This window comes from Ruegeria sp. BF8, from assembly GCF_056538625.1.
In genome coordinates, this window is sequence record NZ_JBQFTL010000001.1 from 1329583 (window position 1) to 1344736 (window position 15154).

The window sequence follows — 15154 nt, forward strand, 5'->3', positions numbered from 1 at the left end:
TCACACCAGATTGTCGGCCAGCCAAGACCGGAACTCCACCCAATCGGGGCGCATCTTGATTTCGGCGATTTTGGCGCGGTGCCAGTCGCAGGCCCGTTCGTGCAATTCGCGCAGTTCGGGATTCGATTTGAGTTCGTCAAGCAACGGTGCTGCACGCTGGGCGATCGGCTGGATCGAGGTGTCCTGAACCTTGTTTGCATTCATGTCCGACCAGTAGGATTGCCCCTGATCCACCTTTACGTGGTTGGTCCGCCCCCGGTCCCGCTTGATAAGAAAGCCATCCAGAGATCGAACGGAATAATGATGGAGCCTTCCGAAGGAATGATCGAAATTCCGCCAGGCGCGCCAACCGACATTCTGGGCCGGAAACAGATTTCCGCCCGCGTCCGACCATGCGACCTCGGCCTCTTTGCCCTCTTCAATGCCCTTGGGTCTGTGCGGACCGAACCGAGTGAACTTGCCATTGTTCCGAAACAGCGTTTTCAGACCATATGCGCGACCCGAATGATAGGGAAACTCCTGATCGGCCATGCAAAAAGACCGTGTCACGGGCGTGTCGTCAAAACTGATATTGCCCGACGTCCCAAACAACCGCCATGCGAACGAAATGGCGTCCACTGATTGTCCCGCCTTCTGTTCGACGGCATCAATCAAGGCCGCGAAACTGTTGTCGCCGCATCGAATGTTCCAAAACTCATCGACATCAAGGCACATCAGCCAGTCGGCTTCTTTGACCTTGGGATGTCGCCGTGCCCGCCGGAGCATCTGGTGCTGGGGGTTTCCACCCTCAGGCACAGCATTTGGGACGTGGGAGGCCAAACCCATCTGCTCAAGCCGTTGTGCAATTCTGTCGGTACCGTCCTCGCAGTCATTGGTGAAGATCACAAAGTGATCGACGCCCAAAGTCCGATGAAATGCGACCCACTCCAGCATGTAGGGGCCTTCGTTTTTCATCGTCGTGAATACGGTAATGGTCTGAGACATTTACGCCTGTTCCCGAACTGCCTTTGACCTTCTTCTTACACAAAGCGCACCAATGCTGCGAGGGTCGAATTCCATACGGGGGAATGTCTGGGCCCACTGGTGCACCGCTACACGTGTAACCGACCTTCGGACGCAAGCGCCCTAAGCACCACGGAAGCAGACAACAGGTCCCATCTGGAGTCGATTGCCCTCTCAAATAATCCCAGAATTTTGGGTTACGGCGTAAAAGGGACCAGTAAAAACCAAACTAATTCCGCCAGTTGCACCGCAAATCTCTTGCGACCGGCCTCGTTAATCCCAACCCTACTAACGGAAAAACAGCGCACGTCAAAAGCGGCGGACGAGCAGTCTTGTCGAGGGGAGATGGTACCGCCTCCCTGGCTTGAACAGGGGACCTCTGGATCCACAATCCAGCGCTCTAACCAACTGAGCTAAGGCGGCACTCGTGAGGGGCGATTTAACGAACGCGTTCGGGGATTGCAAGAGCCTTAAAGTCGAATTGACCAGCTTTGTTCGATGAGATCGACGCCGAAGGAATGAACCGGTTTGCTGTCGGTCAGGCGCCATCCATGCGCTTGGTACAGATTGCAGGCAGCCCTGTGGCTTTCGTGGGTCCACAACACCATCGACGCATAGCCCGCGGATCGTGCAAAATCCATGCATGTCATCAAAAGCCGCGCCCCAAGTCCCTTGCCCCGCGCGTCGGGTTCCAGCAGAAAAAGGCGCAGTTTGGCGGTGGTTTCATCCAGCGCGACACAGAAAATACTACCAAGGCGCTTTCCGTCACTTTCAACGATCCATCCCCTCTCGCGTTGGGGATCATGCCCGGCGACAAATTCGTCCAGAATACGGGCCACCAGCGGAGCGAAGCTCTCGTCAAATCCTTCATCCCGCGCGTAAAGTGTTCCGTGGCGCTCGACCAGCCAATCGCGGTCATCTTCGCGAAACGGCCGGATCTCAGCATTGTCCCCTTGCAGCATCGGCCACACACTCCGCTTGATTCCCATTGCGTTGCAGGCTAGCAGAAACGCTCAGTCCCCGGAGGCGAGAATGGGCATCAATACCGAACGTGACATCGAAGCGAACCTTCAGATCGGTCCGACCGACCATGGAATGGTACGCCTGTTCATCGAGGCGGGCGAGCTGGAAATCCCCATGGATTTCGACCCGGAAGAAGCCGAGGAAATCGCCGACGAGATCCGCGCCGCAGCACAAGCCGCACGCGCCGTCAAAGGCTGAAATCAAAGCCGCGGATCACGCAGGCCGTGCAACCGTCGCGCGGCGTCCATGGCAAATTTCTGGATCATCTTTTTGCGTCTTGCCCCGGCCAACTTGGTCTCGGGGGACATGCGGATGATCTCGGCGTCATAAGCATCCGCAATGATAAGTCCGGTTTCAGCGGGCAGCAGCTCGGTGGGAAAGTCCGTGTCCACCGCCCAGAAGAAGCGGTCGCACCAGTCCAGATAACCCTGCCACTTCGAATCGGACATATAGTCGGCCCGGCTTGACTTGCACTCGATCACCCAAAGCTCGCCCTTTGGCCCCAACCCCATGACGTCAACGCGCAACCCGCGGGTCGGGACGAATTCCTCAATCGAAACAAAGCCGTGCGTCACTAGGTGTCTAGAGACACCCCTGGCCAGTCTTTGTCCGGGCTGAAGTTCAACTGTCATGCGCAGAGTGTGAACAATTAGTGAACAAATTGTCAAGTTGGCAGGTTTTGATCATCATCCCGGATCTGACCCGGCCCGCATGCCCAAGATTTGCCCCTACAATCAACTTCCGCACGACCCAGACCAAAAACTGTTGAGCATGCCCCTTGTGCAACTGAGTGTTGCGCCCTACTTAGGCGCTTGGCGGGTTCTGCCCTTCTCGTGACTGGTAGCATTCCGGTGGCCTTAAGCAATTCCGAGGGAGCTGGCTCTGTTCGGGTCCTGGCCCGTTTACCTGGCGCCCACCTGTACATACAGGTCCTCGGGAATCAAAACCGCACGGTTGCCTGGTGGTCCCGCCGCCTTCTGATCAGGGGATTTCTTGCGGATCGACCCGTGCGAAGGTTTCGTCATCCAGAGCAAAATCATAAAGCCTGCGCCCGTTCCACTGCGGCATATAGCAGTCAAACATCCTGTTTTTTTGATCCGGCAGGCTTGGCACAGTCAAATCTGCCGCTGGCAGGTTGAATCCAAACGTCAACATCTGGGCGTCCGTGTACCGTGCAGATGCCTGCCTGACCGCATGATGCAACAGTACGTGTTCGACATGCCCGTATTCGCCAACTCGGTTGTGAGTGATGACGGTTGTCGGCGCGAACTGCTTCATCAACGCATAGGCGGATCCGGATAACAGTCCAAACAACGGATGGCGGCGCAATGGCCGGACGATTTCAGGTTCTGGCATGCCATCGCCGGTTGGCATGCGAATAAAACGGCGCAGCCTTGGATAATCACTTTCGACCGCAAAGGGCAGTTGCACCCGGGTGGCACCAATCAGGTCGCACACCTGTTGCATCGCGGCCTCGCGCGTATTGGTGTCTCGACGGTTGGATGCAGGCCGGAAAAAGCTTGCAACGACAACTTCGGCACGCTCCTTGAGATGCGCCAGAAGTGAGCCGGCAAACAGCGTTTCATCATCCTGATGGCACACGCACACGAGAATGCGCTGATGGGCAAGCCCGTCCAGGCTGAGTGCGTTGCGCGCCACGCCCGGACCAGTCTCCAAAAGGCCGAAATTCGCGCTGTGCAGGGTTTCCGGTCCAATCAGGTTGACCGGCCGCGCGCGCCCTTGCTGGACCAAACGGGCCGAGCTTGTCTGCACATGGCCGTTTCGGTTGTCTCCCTGAATCAAGTAGCATCTGTCAGCCAGGCCAGACCAGACCGCATCCAGCTCGGCGACCCTGCTGTTCTTCTGCGCATCCAAGTGCAACAGGTCGATCGGGCCGAACGGCCGATCCTGAACCGCATGCTCAAGCCCTTCGATCGCTGGCCTGAGGTAGAACTTCACGCGATCCGGGAAACGGTTTTCGAACCATCGGAATGCGATCGGCACGTAGATGTCGACCGGCGGCCACGAGGCGCGCAAACGCTGCCCAAGGTCGATGCCGATATACTTCAAACCGGGGTTCGAGTGCAGCGCCAACAGACCCGCGTGGCCGCCCGCCACTCCGACCTCGGCAAAGCAATTGCTTTCCTGTGCCAGCCGGTGAAGAGTACGCCGTTTCGGCTCCATCGATGGCGCGAGGTCGGATTTGTGAAAGTTTTCTTGCATGTGTGCATAGCACACGTTTCCATTGATCGCGACTGGCTCGCCTGCTTGTTTCAGCCCGTCCGTAATCGCCTGATTCAAACTTGACAGATCATCCAGAAACGCCGGCGAATTGATGACGTCTTCATAACTTGGCTTGGTCAAGGAAACGGTCTTTCATGGACAATACGATACGCTTGCGCATCAAATGTCAGGGGCAGACCAATTGCAAGCGCCAGGAACCACCTGTCACGACCGGCGCGCTTCAATGCGCACGGGTTCCAACTTGACCGCGACCGGCGTGCCTCCACGCGGGCCTTTGGGCTTTTCGGCCATGCTCATGATCGCATAGGCGAATTGGACGCCTGCAAAGACGATCCCGTTCATGAACCAGATCATGATCAGCGCGATAAAGCCAATGTCGGACCCGGTGATGAGGTGACGCAGGTTGGCCACGTTCAAAAGCATCAGCACCGCGACAAACACAGCCGAGATCACAAAGCCGAGCGCGACCTGGGTGATGTAAAGACGGATCAGTTTCGGCATGACGCACCTCCTTCACACGACAGGAGTCTAGGGCAATTTCATGCCGGGTAAAATCGCCCGTGGCGCGTCAGAACGCCTCGGGCTTGGCCTCGCGGGCCATGTGATCCAGTACCGCGTTGACGAATTTCGGCTCTTTTCCTTCGGGGAAGAAGGCACGCGCCACGTCGACGAATTCGGTGATGACCACCTTGGGCGGCGTGTCGCTCTGGCTCAGCTCGGCGCCGGCCGCGCGGAACAGTGCCCGCAGGGTCGGGTCGATGCGCGAGATCGGCCACTTGGCCACCAGCGCACGGTCGGTCATCTGGTCGATCGGCGCCTGATAGTTCACAGCATCATCCACCAGCTTGCGAAACAGCGTGCTGTCGCCTTCCAACATCTCGTCGCCCTCGTAGACCGCGCCGAACCGGTGATCCAGAAACTCGTTGACCACCTGCTCGGTCGTCTGGCCCGACTGCTCCATCTGGAACAGCGCCTGCACGGCATACAGCCGCGCGGCGGATTTCATCAGGCGTTTCCGGTTTGCCGGTTTCGGCGTGTCTGTCTGGGTCATGCTGTCGTTGATCCGTTGCTGTCGCCCGCCACGAGGATGGACTCGGACGGCGGCTTGAATCCGACGCCCTTTTTCGAAGCGCCCCACTTACGTCTGAGCGCGATCAGATGCAAGGCCGCAGCCGCCGCGCCGCCACCTTTGTTCATCTTTTCCGGATTCGCGCGTACTTCGGCCTGCGCGTCATTTTCAACCGTCAGGATGCCGTTGCCGATGCAAAGCCCCTGCAGGCCCAGCAACTGGATCGCGCGGCTCGAGTCGTTGCAGACGGTTTCATAATGCGTGGTCTCGCCCCGGATCACGCAGCCCAGCGCCACATAGCCGTCGAAGTTGCACTGGCGGTCGGCCATGGCAATCGCGGTCGGAATCTCGAGCGCACCGGGCACCTCGACCACCTCGCAACTGCCGCCGGCGGCCTCGATCTCGGCCTTGGCGCCGCGAACCAGGTCGTTGGCGATGGCACGATAGAACGGGGCCACGACGATCAGCAGCTTGACCGGGTCATCGAATTTCGGGGTCGGCAGAACGCCGTGTTTGTCTTGCTCAGCCATGCTCAGTCATCCTTGAGAATCGAGCGGGTCCCGACGATGGACAGGCCAAAGGCATCCAGACCCAGGTATTTCGTCTGCGGCGAGTCGGTCAGCAGCACCAGTTCCTTGATGCCCATCTTGGACAGGATCTGCGCGCCCAGACCGGTTTGCTTGATGGTGCGCGGGCCTTCGTCCTCGGCCGCGTACAGCGAGTTGCGCGGGTTGCGGAACAGGCAGACCACACCACGCCCTTCGGCGGCGATCTTTTCCATCGCGCGCGGCAGTTCCTGCGGCGACTTCGGACCAAGGCCCAGAATGTCCGAAGCCTCGTGCAGCGCATGGGTGCGGGTCAGAACGGGCTCGGGCGTGCTGATGTCGCCCTTGATCATCACCACATGTTCGATCCCGTGGGTCTGATCGGTGAAGATCCGCATCTCCCACTCGCCGCCATATTCCGACGTGACCATCCGGCGCGCGGTCTCGACCACAAGATTGTCGTGGCGCGCACGGTACGAGATCAGGTCGCTGATGGTGCCAATCTTCAGCCCATACTCCTTGGCGAAATCAACCAGATCGGGCAGCCGGGCCATGGTGCCGTCGGGCTTCATGATCTCGCAGATCACGCCCGAGGGGTTCAGCCCGGCCAGGCGCGAAATGTCCACGGCGGCCTCGGTGTGGCCGGCGCGTACAAGCACCCCGCCCCGCTTGGCGCGCAGCGGAAAGACATGCCCCGGCGTGGCCAGATGCGCCATGGTGTTCTGTTCGTTGATCGCGGTGGCGATGGTCAGCGCCCGATCGGCAGCCGAGATCCCGGTGCTGACGCCTTCGCGCGCCTCGATCGAAACGGTAAAGGCGGTTTCGTGCCGCGACGAGTTGTTCACGGCCATCATCGGCAGGCCCAGACGGTCGATCCGCTCGGCCGTCATCGGCAGGCAGATCAGCCCGCGGCCATGGGTGGCCATGAAATTGATCGCTCCGGCATCGGCGAATTCCGCCGGGATCACCAGGTCACCTTCGTTCTCGCGATCCTCGTGATCAACCAGGATATACATCCGGCCTTGGCGCGCCTCTTCGATGATCTCTTCGATCGGGCTGATCGCGTCGCGCAGCTGGGCCTCGACCGGTCCGGGTGTTTCAAAGCTCATGGGGCAGCCTTTCACAGAGCAGGTGTTGCATCGCGGGATAGACCAGCGCGCGCGCAAAGGCCAGTCCGCAAACGAAGTGGGCCGTATCTAACGCGACGCAATTTCTTTGCTGGCGATCACGAAACCTCGGCCAGACGGGCCACGTACCGGGCCAGCGTGTCGATTTCCAGATTGACCCGATCTCCGACCTTGGCCGCGCCCCAGGTCGTCACCTCTTTGGTATGGGGAATGAAGTTGATCCCGAAATCGCAACCGTCGACATCGTTGACCGTAAGCGAAGTGCCGTTCAGAGCAACCGAGCCTTTTGGCGCGATGAAGCGCGCCAAATCCTTGGGCGCGCGCAGGGTCACGCGGGTGCTGTCTCCTTCTTCGGCCATCGCGACGATCTCGGCGACGCCATCCACGTGTCCCGAAACGATATGGCCACCCAATTCGTCACCCACCTTCAAGGCCCGTTCAAGGTTGACCTTTGAGCCCACCTTCCAGCCGTCCAGATTGGTTTTGGAAACGGTCTCGGCGCTGATCTGAACATCGTACCAGTCATCACCCAGCGCGATGACTGTCAGGCAAACCCCGTCGCTGGCGATCGACGCACCAATATCTATGCCGGATGTATCATAGCCTGTCCGGATGCGCGCACGCAGATCGCCCTGCTGCTCCAACTCGATGATTGTGCCGATATCGGTGACGATCCCAGTAAACATTCCGTTAACCCTCTGCGCCTAAGCTGTGCCATGCAATCCACGCCGAGGTAAGGCCAAGTGGCGGGCGGAGCAAGCCCTGCCTTGCCCGGCTGGCCGCAAAAAGGCATAGTTTGTTCAATAAAACACGGGCAACCAGAATTCGAGCATCTGGCATGAGGCAACCGAAGGACAACTCCGACAGTCGCGTATTCCTGTTTTTGCAGGGGCCGCATGGGCCGTTCTTCAGCGGCCTGGGTCGCATGTTGCGCGCGGCTGGCGCGCAGGTGTGGCGTGTCGGGTTCAATGCCGGGGACCAGGCGTTTTGGTTCGATCGCACCAGTTATATCCCCTATCGGGGCCGGCCCGACGACTGGCCGGAAACCCTTACGAACATTATCCTGTCGCGCGGTGTTACCGACATCGTGCTTTATGGCGATGTTCGCCCGATGCACGCCGACGCGATCCGTACGGCGCGGCACCACGGCATCCGTGTTCATGTGTTCGAGGAAGGGTACCTTCGACCTTGGTGGGTCACCTACGAGCGCAATGGGTCCAACGGACATTCTCGCCTGATGGATCTGGAAATCGCCCAGATGCAGCAAGCATTGCAAAGCTCGGGCGCCAAAACGCCCCCACCCCCGTCACATTGGGGGGATATGCGGCACCACATTTTCTACGGCGCACTGTACCACTGGTTCGTTCTGTGTGCGAACCGTGGGTACCGTAATTTCCGCCCGCACCGAGAAGTGCCTGTCTCAAAGGAATTCAAACTGTATTTCAAACGTTTGGCGCTCATGCCGATCCATCGACTGCAGCGCGTTCTCGCCACCTGGCGCGTAAGGCGCGGCGGGTTCCCCTATCATCTGGTGCTGCTGCAACTGGGGCACGACAGTTCGGTCCAGGCGCATTCAGACTTTTCATGCATGGCCGATTTCATCACCCCGGTGATGGAGGGGTTCGCCAAGGGCGCTCCGTCCCACCACCGCCTGGTCATCAAGGAACATCCCCTTGAGAACCAGCGCGAGCCGCTAAGAAGACGCGTCCAAGCACTTGCGCGCGAACTGGGCATTTCGGATCGCGTGCATTACGTGCCAGGGGGAAAGCTGGCGCGCCTTCTGGATCACGCGAGCTCGGCCCTGACCATCAACTCCACCGCCGGACAGCAGGCTCTGTGGCGCGGCATCCCTCTGCGTATCTTCGGCAAGTCGGTCTACGACAAGCCTGAACTGGTCTCGCATCAACCGATTGACGAATTTTTCAGGCACCCGCAAAAACCGGACACGGAAGCCTATCGAGCATACCGCCAATTCCTGTTGGAAACCAGCCAGGTGCCGGGCGGGTATTACTCGCGCGGCGGACGGCGCCAATTGCTGCGGCGGGTTGCTGACATGATGCTGCAGGCTCGCGACCCTTATCAGGCCGCGCTGACCGGAATCGCGACCATCACGCCACAGTTGAAAATCGTTGAATGACACGGTGCTTCGCTGGCTGGAACTTGAAGTATGAAACCGCTAGTTTGACCGCAAACCAAAAGACTACATACGAAACTCGAGGTATTTCGGCAGTGCAGCGTTTCCCTACTCGATGGATACGAGGGTTGTCCCTTGTTGCAGCCATTGGCCTACTGACAGCGTGCCAACTGCCCAAGGCAGGGCCGAACAAAACCGAAATTCTGGCGGGCTCGACAGTCAATGGCGGCAACGCCCACGTGGTCGAAGTTGATGACCGGGTGGCCCACGTCACCTCTGCGGTTCCACAGTTTGGCTTTCCCCCTGCCTTCCGGTCAGCACAAAGCGTAACATCCGACACCATTCGTCCCGGCGACGTGCTTGGCCTGACCATCTGGGAAAACGTCGACGACGGTCTGCTGGCTGGTGAAACCGGCCCATCGACCAATCTCGATGAGGTTCAGGTCGACAGCGAAGGCTTTATTTTCGTGCCCTATGCCGGCCGCTTGCGCGCCTCGGGCAACACGCCCGAGCAGCTACGCTCGCTGATTGCGGAAAAGCTGCGCGAGCAGACGCCTGATCCGCAGGTTCAGATCCGCCGCGTGGCGGGTGACGGTGCGACGGTCTCGGTAACCGGTACGATCGGTGCCTCTGGCATCTACCCGATCGAGCGCCCGACCCGCACGCTTTCGACGATGCTTGCCAGGGCCGGCGGCGTGGCGGTCGCCCCGGATATTGCGCTGGTCACGGTGATCCGCGGCAATCAGCGTGGCACCGTGTGGTATGACGATCTGTTCCGCAATCCTGAAACCGACATCGCACTGCGTGGCGGTGATCGCATCCTGGTCGAACAGGACACCCGGTCGTATATCGCGCTGGGGGCCACGGGTGGGCAATCCCGGGTCGCCTTCGACAGTCAGGATCTGTCCGCGCTGGAAGCACTGGCGCAGGTCGGCGGCTTGCAATCGCTGTCCTCAGATCCCACAGGGATCTTCGTTCTGAGGGACGAACGTGAAGATATCGCACGCAAAGTGCTGGGCCAGCCGAACCTTCAGGGCGAACAACGCGTGATCTACCTGCTGAACCTCACGGCGCCCAACGGTCTGTTTGTAGCACGTGATTTCGTGATCCGCGACGACGACACGATTTACGTGACCGAAGCCCCCTATGCACAGTGGACCAAGTCGATTTCGCTGATTGCCGGTGGTCTGACACCCGTTGCAAACGTCGCCACGCTGACCGGAAACTGAGGCATGAATCCCGGCGCCGACACTGCGGACGCCGAGGATCGAACGCGCCTGTATGTCTACAATGGCGGGTTTCTGACCCAACGCAGGGTCCGACGCATCCTGTCGCTGGCAGGATTCGACATTCGCGTTGGGCTTCCGCGTTCGGGCGATATGGTGGGCATCTGGGGCGAAAGCCCGACCGCGCACCGCGGAACCCGAGTTGCAAAGGACCGGGATATCCCGCTGTTGCGGGTCGAGGATGCATTCCTTCGATCCCTGCTGCCGGGGCGCGATCGCGAGCCGCCGCTGGGCCTGCTTCTGGAACGACGTGCGATGCATTTCGATCCGTCACAGCCTTCGGACCTCGAAACTCTGCTGGCCACGCACCCGCTGGATGACACCGCCCTGCTGGATCGGGCGCGCGGCGCGATCGCACGGCTGAAGGAATCGCATCTGAGCAAGTATTCGGCCTGCGACCCGGATATCGCACCCCCGGATCCGGGCTATGTGCTCGTTGTCGATCAGATACAGGGCGATGCGGCGGTTACGGCAAGCCGGGGCGACCCTGCGCGGTTTCTCGAAATGCTGATCATGGCCCAAGAGGAAAACCCCGGCGCGCGTGTGATCATCAAGACCCACCCGGAAACACTGCAGGGTCATCGGCGCGGTTTTTTCTCGGCGGATGACGAAACTGACCGCGTCTCCCTGTTGGCGGATCAGATCAGCCCCTGGTCGTTGCTGGAAGGCGCGATTGGGGTCTATACCCTGTCCTCGCAACTGGGGTTTGAGGCCATTCTGGCCGGTCACAAACCTAGGGTTTTTGGGCAACCCTTCTATGCCGGGTGGGGTCTGACGCAGGACGAGATGCCTCTGCCGCGTCGGCAGCGCAATCTGACCCGCGCTCAACTATTCGCTGCCGCCATGATACTGTACCCGACGTGGTACGATCCGTATCGCGACCAGCTGTGTGAGCTGGAAACGGTGCTGGATACGCTTGAGGCCCAGAGCCGCGCCTGGAGACAGGACAGGCACGGCTGGACAGCATCTGGAATGCGCTTGTGGAAACGCAGGCATATCCAGCAAACCTTCGGGAAGTGGAAAAAAGTCCGTTTCGTGCCGGAACGGCCCTCGGCGTCCGACAGGCCGCATATGGACTGGGCCAATCGTGATCTGGAAGCCGAAGATGTGGTCCGCGTCGAAGACGGTTTTTTGCGCTCGCGCGGGTTGGGGGCCAACCTTGTGCCGCCGCTTTCACTGGTGACCGACGACCTTGGAATTTACTACGACCCCACCCGACCCAGCCGTCTGGAAGAACTGATCACCGCTCGCGAAGAGTTGCGACCCGATCAGGAGATACGGATACGCCGCCTGGTGACGCAACTCACCGCGGCGGGACTAAGCAAATACAATACGGGCGGCAGTTGCCCGCCCCTACCGGACGGGCACCGTATTCTTGTACCTGGCCAAGTAGAGGATGACGCCTCGATCCGGTTGGGCACCAGCACGGTCCGCACAAATCTCGAGTTGCTGAGCACCGTTCGCGCGGCCAATCCCGACGCAGTTCTGATCTACAAACCGCATCCGGATGTTGAGGCCGGGCTTCGGGACGGTCGAATAGACGCCGAGGGTTTGGCCGATGTCGTCCTCTACGAGGTCGACCCGGCACTGGTTCTGCCGGAGGTTCAGGAGGTCTGGACTATGACCTCACTGCTTGGGTTCGAAGCTCTGCTGCGCGGGATAAAGGTCACTACGCTTGGGGCCCCGTTCTACGCCGGCTGGGGTCTGACGACGGACCTTGGATCGGTCCCGGCACGCCGAGGCGCGCGACCGACGGTGCTGGGCCTGGCCTACGCCACGCTCATCGACTATCCACGGTATTTCGATCCAGTCACTCGCGATGCCTGCCCGGCGGAGGTTGTCGCAGAACGTTTGGCGCAGGGCCCGATTTCACCTGCTGGGCCGGCAATCCGGCTGCTGGCCAAGCTTCAGGGGGCTTTCGCGACACATGCGAACCTGTGGCGCTAGGGCTCGCCGCTAGCGCACTGGCCTGCGCCAGACATGCAGAACATCGCCACCCAAGTCCCGGGTTTCGACCAGCGCAAAGCGAGGCGCGTCGCCCAGGTCCTCAAGCCCCATGGCGCCAATGGCGGGCAAGCCTTCGGCCCCGATGGCCAAGCCCGCGCTGAAACCGACCAACTCGTCGACCAGATCATTTGCCAGCAGGGACGCGGCCAGAGCCGAGCCCCCCTCGCAGAAAACCCGGGTCAGACCGGCCTGCCCCAATTGGTGGAGCATGTCTGCAGCATCGATCCGGTGATCCTGCAAAGCGCAGGATATCAGCCGCGCGCCCAGTCCCTGCCACGCCGCGGCACGCTCGGGATCGGGCGACGGGCCGTGGCACAACCAAACGGGAATATCAGAGGCGGTTCGGGCCAACTGGCTGAGCAAAGGCAATTCGAGGTGACGTGAAACCACGACACGCACGGGCTGCCGGTCGATACCCAGATCACGAACCGTCAGCGAAGGATCGTCGGCCCGCGCGGTGCCCGCGCCGACCATCACCGCATCGTGCCGCGCACGCATGGCATGCACCGCCCGGCGGGCCTCGGGGCCGGTGATCCACTTGCTCTGCCCGGTCTCGGTTGCGATCCGTCCATCAAAGCTGCTGGCAAGTTTCAGCGTCACGAAGGGTCGGCCTTGCTCGGTCTTCATGAAAAAGCCCGCGTGATCCATTGCCGCCTGATCGCTCAGAACCCCGGTCGTGACCTCAATCCCGGCATCGCGCAACATGGCAAAACCCTGGCCCGCGACGCGCGGATCGCTGTCCTCGATCGCCGAAACCACACGGGCCACTCCGGCGTCGATCAAAGCCTGGGCACAAGGTGGCGTTTTGCCGTGATGCGAACATGGCTCCAGCGAGACATAAGCGGTCGCGCCACGCGCCTGTTCGCTGGCCTGGGCCAGAGCCTCGGTTTCCGCATGAGGGCGACCGCCGGGCTGCGTCCACCCGCGCCCGACGATCCGGCCGTTTTTCACCAGAACGCATCCGACCGCGGGGTTGGGCCAGCAAGATCCTTGTCCGCGCCGCCCCAAGGACAGGGCCAGCGCCATGTATCGCTTGTCTGTTTCGGTCACTCGTCAGTCGATGGCTGCGGCGGGCGCAGTTCGTGGACGAACTCCTCGAAATCATCGGCCGCCTGGAAATTCTTGTATACGCTCGCAAAGCGAACATAGGCGACGGTGTCGATCCGCGCCAGAGCTTCCATGACGATCTCGCCGATCTTGTTGGACGGAATGTCGGTCTCACCCATGCTTTCCAAGCGCCGCACGATGCCGGATATCATCTGGTCGATGCGGTCCGGATCAATCGGGCGCTTCTGCATCGAAATTCGGATTGACCGTTCCAGTTTGTCCCGGTCGAAATCCTCGCGTTTGCCATTTGTCTTGATAACCACGAGGTCGCGCAACTGGACCCGCTCATAGGTGGTGAAACGGCCCCCGCATGCGGGGCAGAACCGACGCCTGCGGATGGCCACGTGATCTTCTGCCGGACGTGAGTCCTTGACCTGAGTATCGATATTTCCGCAAAACGGGCAGCGCATCCGCCGTCTCCTCGTCCCTTGTTCCGCCTCTTTTTGTCAGCGCTGTGGCCAACTTATCCACAACTATAGGGCAGCCGCTAGAGTTTGGGTAGTCGGAAATTTCAACCGCTATATACAGGGTCACCCAAAATGCGCCGCAACTCGGCGAACATGGGGCGCGGTCCGGTGTTCGAACAGGTAGATACCCTGCCATGTTCCCAAGGCAGGTTGCCCACGTCGGACCGGGATCGAAAGCGAGACCGGCATCATAGCCGCCTTGATATGGGCCGGCATGTCATCGGGCCCTTCATACGTATGTTTCAGATAAGACATCGACGGATGATCTGTGGGCGGAACCAACCGCGAGAAAAATGCCTGCAGGTCCGTCTGAACCTCGGGATCCGCGTTTTCCTGTATCAAGAGTGAACAGGATGTGTGGCGGACGAACAGCGTCAGCAATCCGTCGGCCCCACTTGAGGACAGCCAGTCACGGATGTCGGAGGTGAACTCGTACAGCCCCTGCCCTCGGGTTTCGATGGTGAATTCGGCCTGCATCAACCGGGTGGCCCTGTTTGCGTCAGTTGAAGAATGGGCGCACGTTGCACCGGGCATTCGCACCTTGGACCGACATGCTGTAGCCCGGTTGAAATCCAGAAACCACTACGCTGGGTTGCTGTGGCACGCCGCCTGTCGGCGGTTTGATCGAAAACTGCACGGCGGTCCGACGCCCGGTTGTCACACTGGGCCCATAGCCGCGCAAAACGTAAATCCGCTGCTGCCAGCCGGCCCCCAGTTTGCGCCGAGCAAAATCCGCCGCCGCGCACCAATACCCATCAACGTCCTGCCGGGCGCGGGGGATGACCTCAAAATCGGTGCTGTTCATCGGCTCGGTCCGGTACCCGTTCGGGGCGGCGTCAGTCTCGACCGGAGCGGCTGCAACCATTGCCGCCAACGCGGCGCATGTCAGAATATGTTTCATTGCAAATATCTTCCCTGATTTCGACACGCATCATAGCCTAGTTTTTCACCAAGCCCAGAACAGCGTCGTTCACGATGATTTCAGGAACAGTGCGCACGCGAGTGGTGCCTTGCGTCCGGGGAACTGGGACATGCATTCAATGTGTGCCGGGGAGCCACAGATCGGTTGGTGTGACCAAATCCTTCGGCTCTGCCCGATCCCCACGGGACTGACCCGGCACGCGGCTGATCTATGACGGCCGT

General features: G+C 60.3%; 18 protein-coding genes and 1 tRNA gene. 5 read left to right on the plus strand and 14 right to left on the minus strand.

Annotated features, from left to right (window positions below):
- The 3 genes from ACR0LD_RS06615 to ACR0LD_RS06625 form a co-directional block, all read right to left on the minus strand.
- Window positions 1-984: a glycosyltransferase family 2 protein gene (locus ACR0LD_RS06615; RefSeq protein ID WP_480636082.1), complete on the minus strand. Its 984-nt coding sequence runs from the start codon at window positions 982-984 to the stop codon at window positions 1-3.
- A gap of 364 nt (window positions 985-1348) precedes the next feature.
- Window positions 1349-1425, minus strand: a tRNA-His gene (locus ACR0LD_RS06620).
- A 47-nt stretch (window positions 1426-1472) separates the two neighbouring features.
- Complete coding sequence (locus ACR0LD_RS06625; protein WP_480636084.1) at window positions 1473-1964, minus strand: GNAT family N-acetyltransferase; 492 nt, start codon at window positions 1962-1964, stop codon at window positions 1473-1475.
- 70 nt (window positions 1965-2034) lie between these two features.
- Here ACR0LD_RS06625 and ACR0LD_RS06630 point away from each other — a divergent pair, with 70 nt between their 5' ends.
- Window positions 2035-2223 (plus strand): DUF6324 family protein, encoded by a 189-nt coding sequence (locus ACR0LD_RS06630; protein WP_093961768.1) that lies wholly within the window; start codon window positions 2035-2037, stop codon window positions 2221-2223.
- Between the two features lie 2 nt (window positions 2224-2225).
- Here the strand turns inward: ACR0LD_RS06630 and ACR0LD_RS06635 are convergent, their stop codons facing one another.
- Window positions 2226-2657 carry an MmcB family DNA repair protein gene (locus ACR0LD_RS06635; RefSeq protein WP_170357518.1) on the minus strand — a complete coding sequence of 144 codons (432 nt, stop codon included), beginning with the start codon at window positions 2655-2657 and terminating at the stop codon, window positions 2226-2228.
- Window positions 2658-3006: 349 nt separating this feature from the next.
- The gene (locus ACR0LD_RS06640; protein ID WP_170366913.1) at window positions 3007-3798 is read right to left on the minus strand and encodes a PIG-L family deacetylase; all 792 of its coding nucleotides are present in this window, start codon (window positions 3796-3798) and stop codon (window positions 3007-3009) included.
- On the opposite strand from ACR0LD_RS06640, the gene ACR0LD_RS06645 reads away from it, so the two are divergent.
- Window positions 3799-4332: a hypothetical protein gene (locus ACR0LD_RS06645; RefSeq protein ID WP_170508681.1), complete on the plus strand. Its 534-nt coding sequence runs from the start codon at window positions 3799-3801 to the stop codon at window positions 4330-4332.
- 141 nt (window positions 4333-4473) lie between these two features.
- On the opposite strand, the gene ACR0LD_RS06650 is transcribed toward ACR0LD_RS06645, so the two are convergent.
- The 5 genes from ACR0LD_RS06650 to ACR0LD_RS06670 all read right to left on the minus strand — a co-directional run bounded on the left by ACR0LD_RS06650 (window position 4474) and on the right by ACR0LD_RS06670 (window position 7696).
- The gene (locus ACR0LD_RS06650) at window positions 4474-4770 is read right to left on the minus strand and encodes a hypothetical protein (RefSeq protein WP_170508682.1); all 297 of its coding nucleotides are present in this window, start codon (window positions 4768-4770) and stop codon (window positions 4474-4476) included.
- A 67-nt stretch (window positions 4771-4837) separates the two neighbouring features.
- Window positions 4838-5320, minus strand: coding sequence for a transcription antitermination factor NusB (gene nusB, locus ACR0LD_RS06655; protein WP_149776798.1), 483 nt, complete (start codon window positions 5318-5320; stop codon window positions 4838-4840).
- Window positions 5317-5868, minus strand: a complete 552-nt coding sequence (locus ACR0LD_RS06660; RefSeq protein WP_170508683.1) for a 6,7-dimethyl-8-ribityllumazine synthase — start codon at window positions 5866-5868, stop codon at window positions 5317-5319. Before ACR0LD_RS06660 ends, nusB begins: the two co-directional genes overlap by 4 nt.
- 2 nt (window positions 5869-5870) lie before the next feature.
- Window positions 5871-6992 (minus strand): 3,4-dihydroxy-2-butanone-4-phosphate synthase, encoded by a 1122-nt coding sequence (gene ribB, locus ACR0LD_RS06665; protein WP_480636087.1) that lies wholly within the window; start codon window positions 6990-6992, stop codon window positions 5871-5873.
- A 116-nt stretch (window positions 6993-7108) separates the two neighbouring features.
- A complete protein-coding gene (locus ACR0LD_RS06670; protein ID WP_480636089.1) occupies window positions 7109-7696 on the minus strand; it encodes a riboflavin synthase in 588 nt (195 codons plus the stop codon).
- A gap of 152 nt (window positions 7697-7848) precedes the next feature.
- On the opposite strand from ACR0LD_RS06670, the gene ACR0LD_RS06675 reads away from it, so the two are divergent.
- The 3 genes from ACR0LD_RS06675 to ACR0LD_RS06685 all read left to right on the plus strand — a co-directional run bounded on the left by ACR0LD_RS06675 (window position 7849) and on the right by ACR0LD_RS06685 (window position 12377).
- The gene (locus ACR0LD_RS06675) at window positions 7849-9147 is read left to right on the plus strand and encodes a capsule biosynthesis protein (RefSeq protein ID WP_480636091.1); all 1299 of its coding nucleotides are present in this window, start codon (window positions 7849-7851) and stop codon (window positions 9145-9147) included.
- A gap of 92 nt (window positions 9148-9239) precedes the next feature.
- A complete protein-coding gene (locus ACR0LD_RS06680; RefSeq protein ID WP_315901692.1) occupies window positions 9240-10373 on the plus strand; it encodes a polysaccharide biosynthesis/export family protein in 1134 nt (377 codons plus the stop codon).
- Between the two features lie 3 nt (window positions 10374-10376).
- Window positions 10377-12377 carry a capsular polysaccharide biosynthesis protein gene (locus ACR0LD_RS06685; protein ID WP_480636094.1) on the plus strand — a complete coding sequence of 667 codons (2001 nt, stop codon included), beginning with the start codon at window positions 10377-10379 and terminating at the stop codon, window positions 12375-12377.
- A 9-nt stretch (window positions 12378-12386) separates the two neighbouring features.
- On the opposite strand, the gene ribD is transcribed toward ACR0LD_RS06685, so the two are convergent.
- The 4 genes from ribD to ACR0LD_RS06705 form a co-directional block, all read right to left on the minus strand.
- Complete coding sequence (gene ribD / locus ACR0LD_RS06690) at window positions 12387-13487, minus strand: bifunctional diaminohydroxyphosphoribosylaminopyrimidine deaminase/5-amino-6-(5-phosphoribosylamino)uracil reductase RibD (RefSeq protein WP_480636096.1); 1101 nt, start codon at window positions 13485-13487, stop codon at window positions 12387-12389.
- Window positions 13484-13954 (minus strand): transcriptional regulator NrdR, encoded by a 471-nt coding sequence (gene nrdR / locus ACR0LD_RS06695; protein ID WP_039534475.1) that lies wholly within the window; start codon window positions 13952-13954, stop codon window positions 13484-13486. The genes ribD and nrdR overlap by 4 nt, the downstream gene beginning before the upstream one ends.
- A gap of 120 nt (window positions 13955-14074) precedes the next feature.
- Window positions 14075-14488 carry a secondary thiamine-phosphate synthase enzyme YjbQ gene (locus ACR0LD_RS06700; protein ID WP_170340078.1) on the minus strand — a complete coding sequence of 138 codons (414 nt, stop codon included), beginning with the start codon at window positions 14486-14488 and terminating at the stop codon, window positions 14075-14077.
- 22 nt (window positions 14489-14510) lie between these two features.
- Complete coding sequence (locus tag ACR0LD_RS06705) at window positions 14511-14912, minus strand: hypothetical protein (RefSeq protein ID WP_170363710.1); 402 nt, start codon at window positions 14910-14912, stop codon at window positions 14511-14513.
- Between the last annotated feature and the right edge of the window lie 242 nt (window positions 14913-15154).

Excerpts from the sequence above, each read along its gene's own strand:
- ACR0LD_RS06625 (WP_480636084.1), bottom strand. The coding sequence starts at position 1,964 with ATGCTGCAAGGGGACAATGCTGAGATCCGGCCGTTTCGCGAAGATGAC.
- ACR0LD_RS06635 (WP_170357518.1), bottom strand. The coding sequence starts at position 2,657 with ATGACAGTTGAACTTCAGCCCGGACAAAGACTGGCCAGGGGTGTCTCT.
- nrdR (WP_039534475.1), bottom strand. The coding sequence starts at position 13,954 with ATGCGCTGCCCGTTTTGCGGAAATATCGATACTCAGGTCAAGGACTCA.
- ACR0LD_RS06650 (WP_170508682.1), bottom strand. The coding sequence starts at position 4,770 with ATGCCGAAACTGATCCGTCTTTACATCACCCAGGTCGCGCTCGGCTTT.
- ACR0LD_RS06675 (WP_480636091.1), top strand. The coding sequence starts at position 7,849 with ATGAGGCAACCGAAGGACAACTCCGACAGTCGCGTATTCCTGTTTTTG.
- ACR0LD_RS06670 (WP_480636089.1), bottom strand. The coding sequence starts at position 7,696 with ATGTTTACTGGGATCGTCACCGATATCGGCACAATCATCGAGTTGGAG.
- ACR0LD_RS06685 (WP_480636094.1), top strand. The coding sequence starts at position 10,377 with ATGAATCCCGGCGCCGACACTGCGGACGCCGAGGATCGAACGCGCCTG.
- ribB (WP_480636087.1), bottom strand. The coding sequence starts at position 6,992 with ATGAGCTTTGAAACACCCGGACCGGTCGAGGCCCAGCTGCGCGACGCG.
- ACR0LD_RS06630 (WP_093961768.1), top strand. The coding sequence starts at position 2,035 with ATGGGCATCAATACCGAACGTGACATCGAAGCGAACCTTCAGATCGGT.
- ACR0LD_RS06645 (WP_170508681.1), top strand. The coding sequence starts at position 3,799 with ATGGCCGTTTCGGTTGTCTCCCTGAATCAAGTAGCATCTGTCAGCCAG.
- ACR0LD_RS06705 (WP_170363710.1), bottom strand. The coding sequence starts at position 14,912 with ATGAAACATATTCTGACATGCGCCGCGTTGGCGGCAATGGTTGCAGCC.
- nusB (WP_149776798.1), bottom strand. The coding sequence starts at position 5,320 with ATGACCCAGACAGACACGCCGAAACCGGCAAACCGGAAACGCCTGATG.
- ACR0LD_RS06615 (WP_480636082.1), bottom strand. The coding sequence starts at position 984 with ATGTCTCAGACCATTACCGTATTCACGACGATGAAAAACGAAGGCCCC.
- ACR0LD_RS06700 (WP_170340078.1), bottom strand. The coding sequence starts at position 14,488 with ATGCAGGCCGAATTCACCATCGAAACCCGAGGGCAGGGGCTGTACGAG.
- ACR0LD_RS06660 (WP_170508683.1), bottom strand. The coding sequence starts at position 5,868 with ATGGCTGAGCAAGACAAACACGGCGTTCTGCCGACCCCGAAATTCGAT.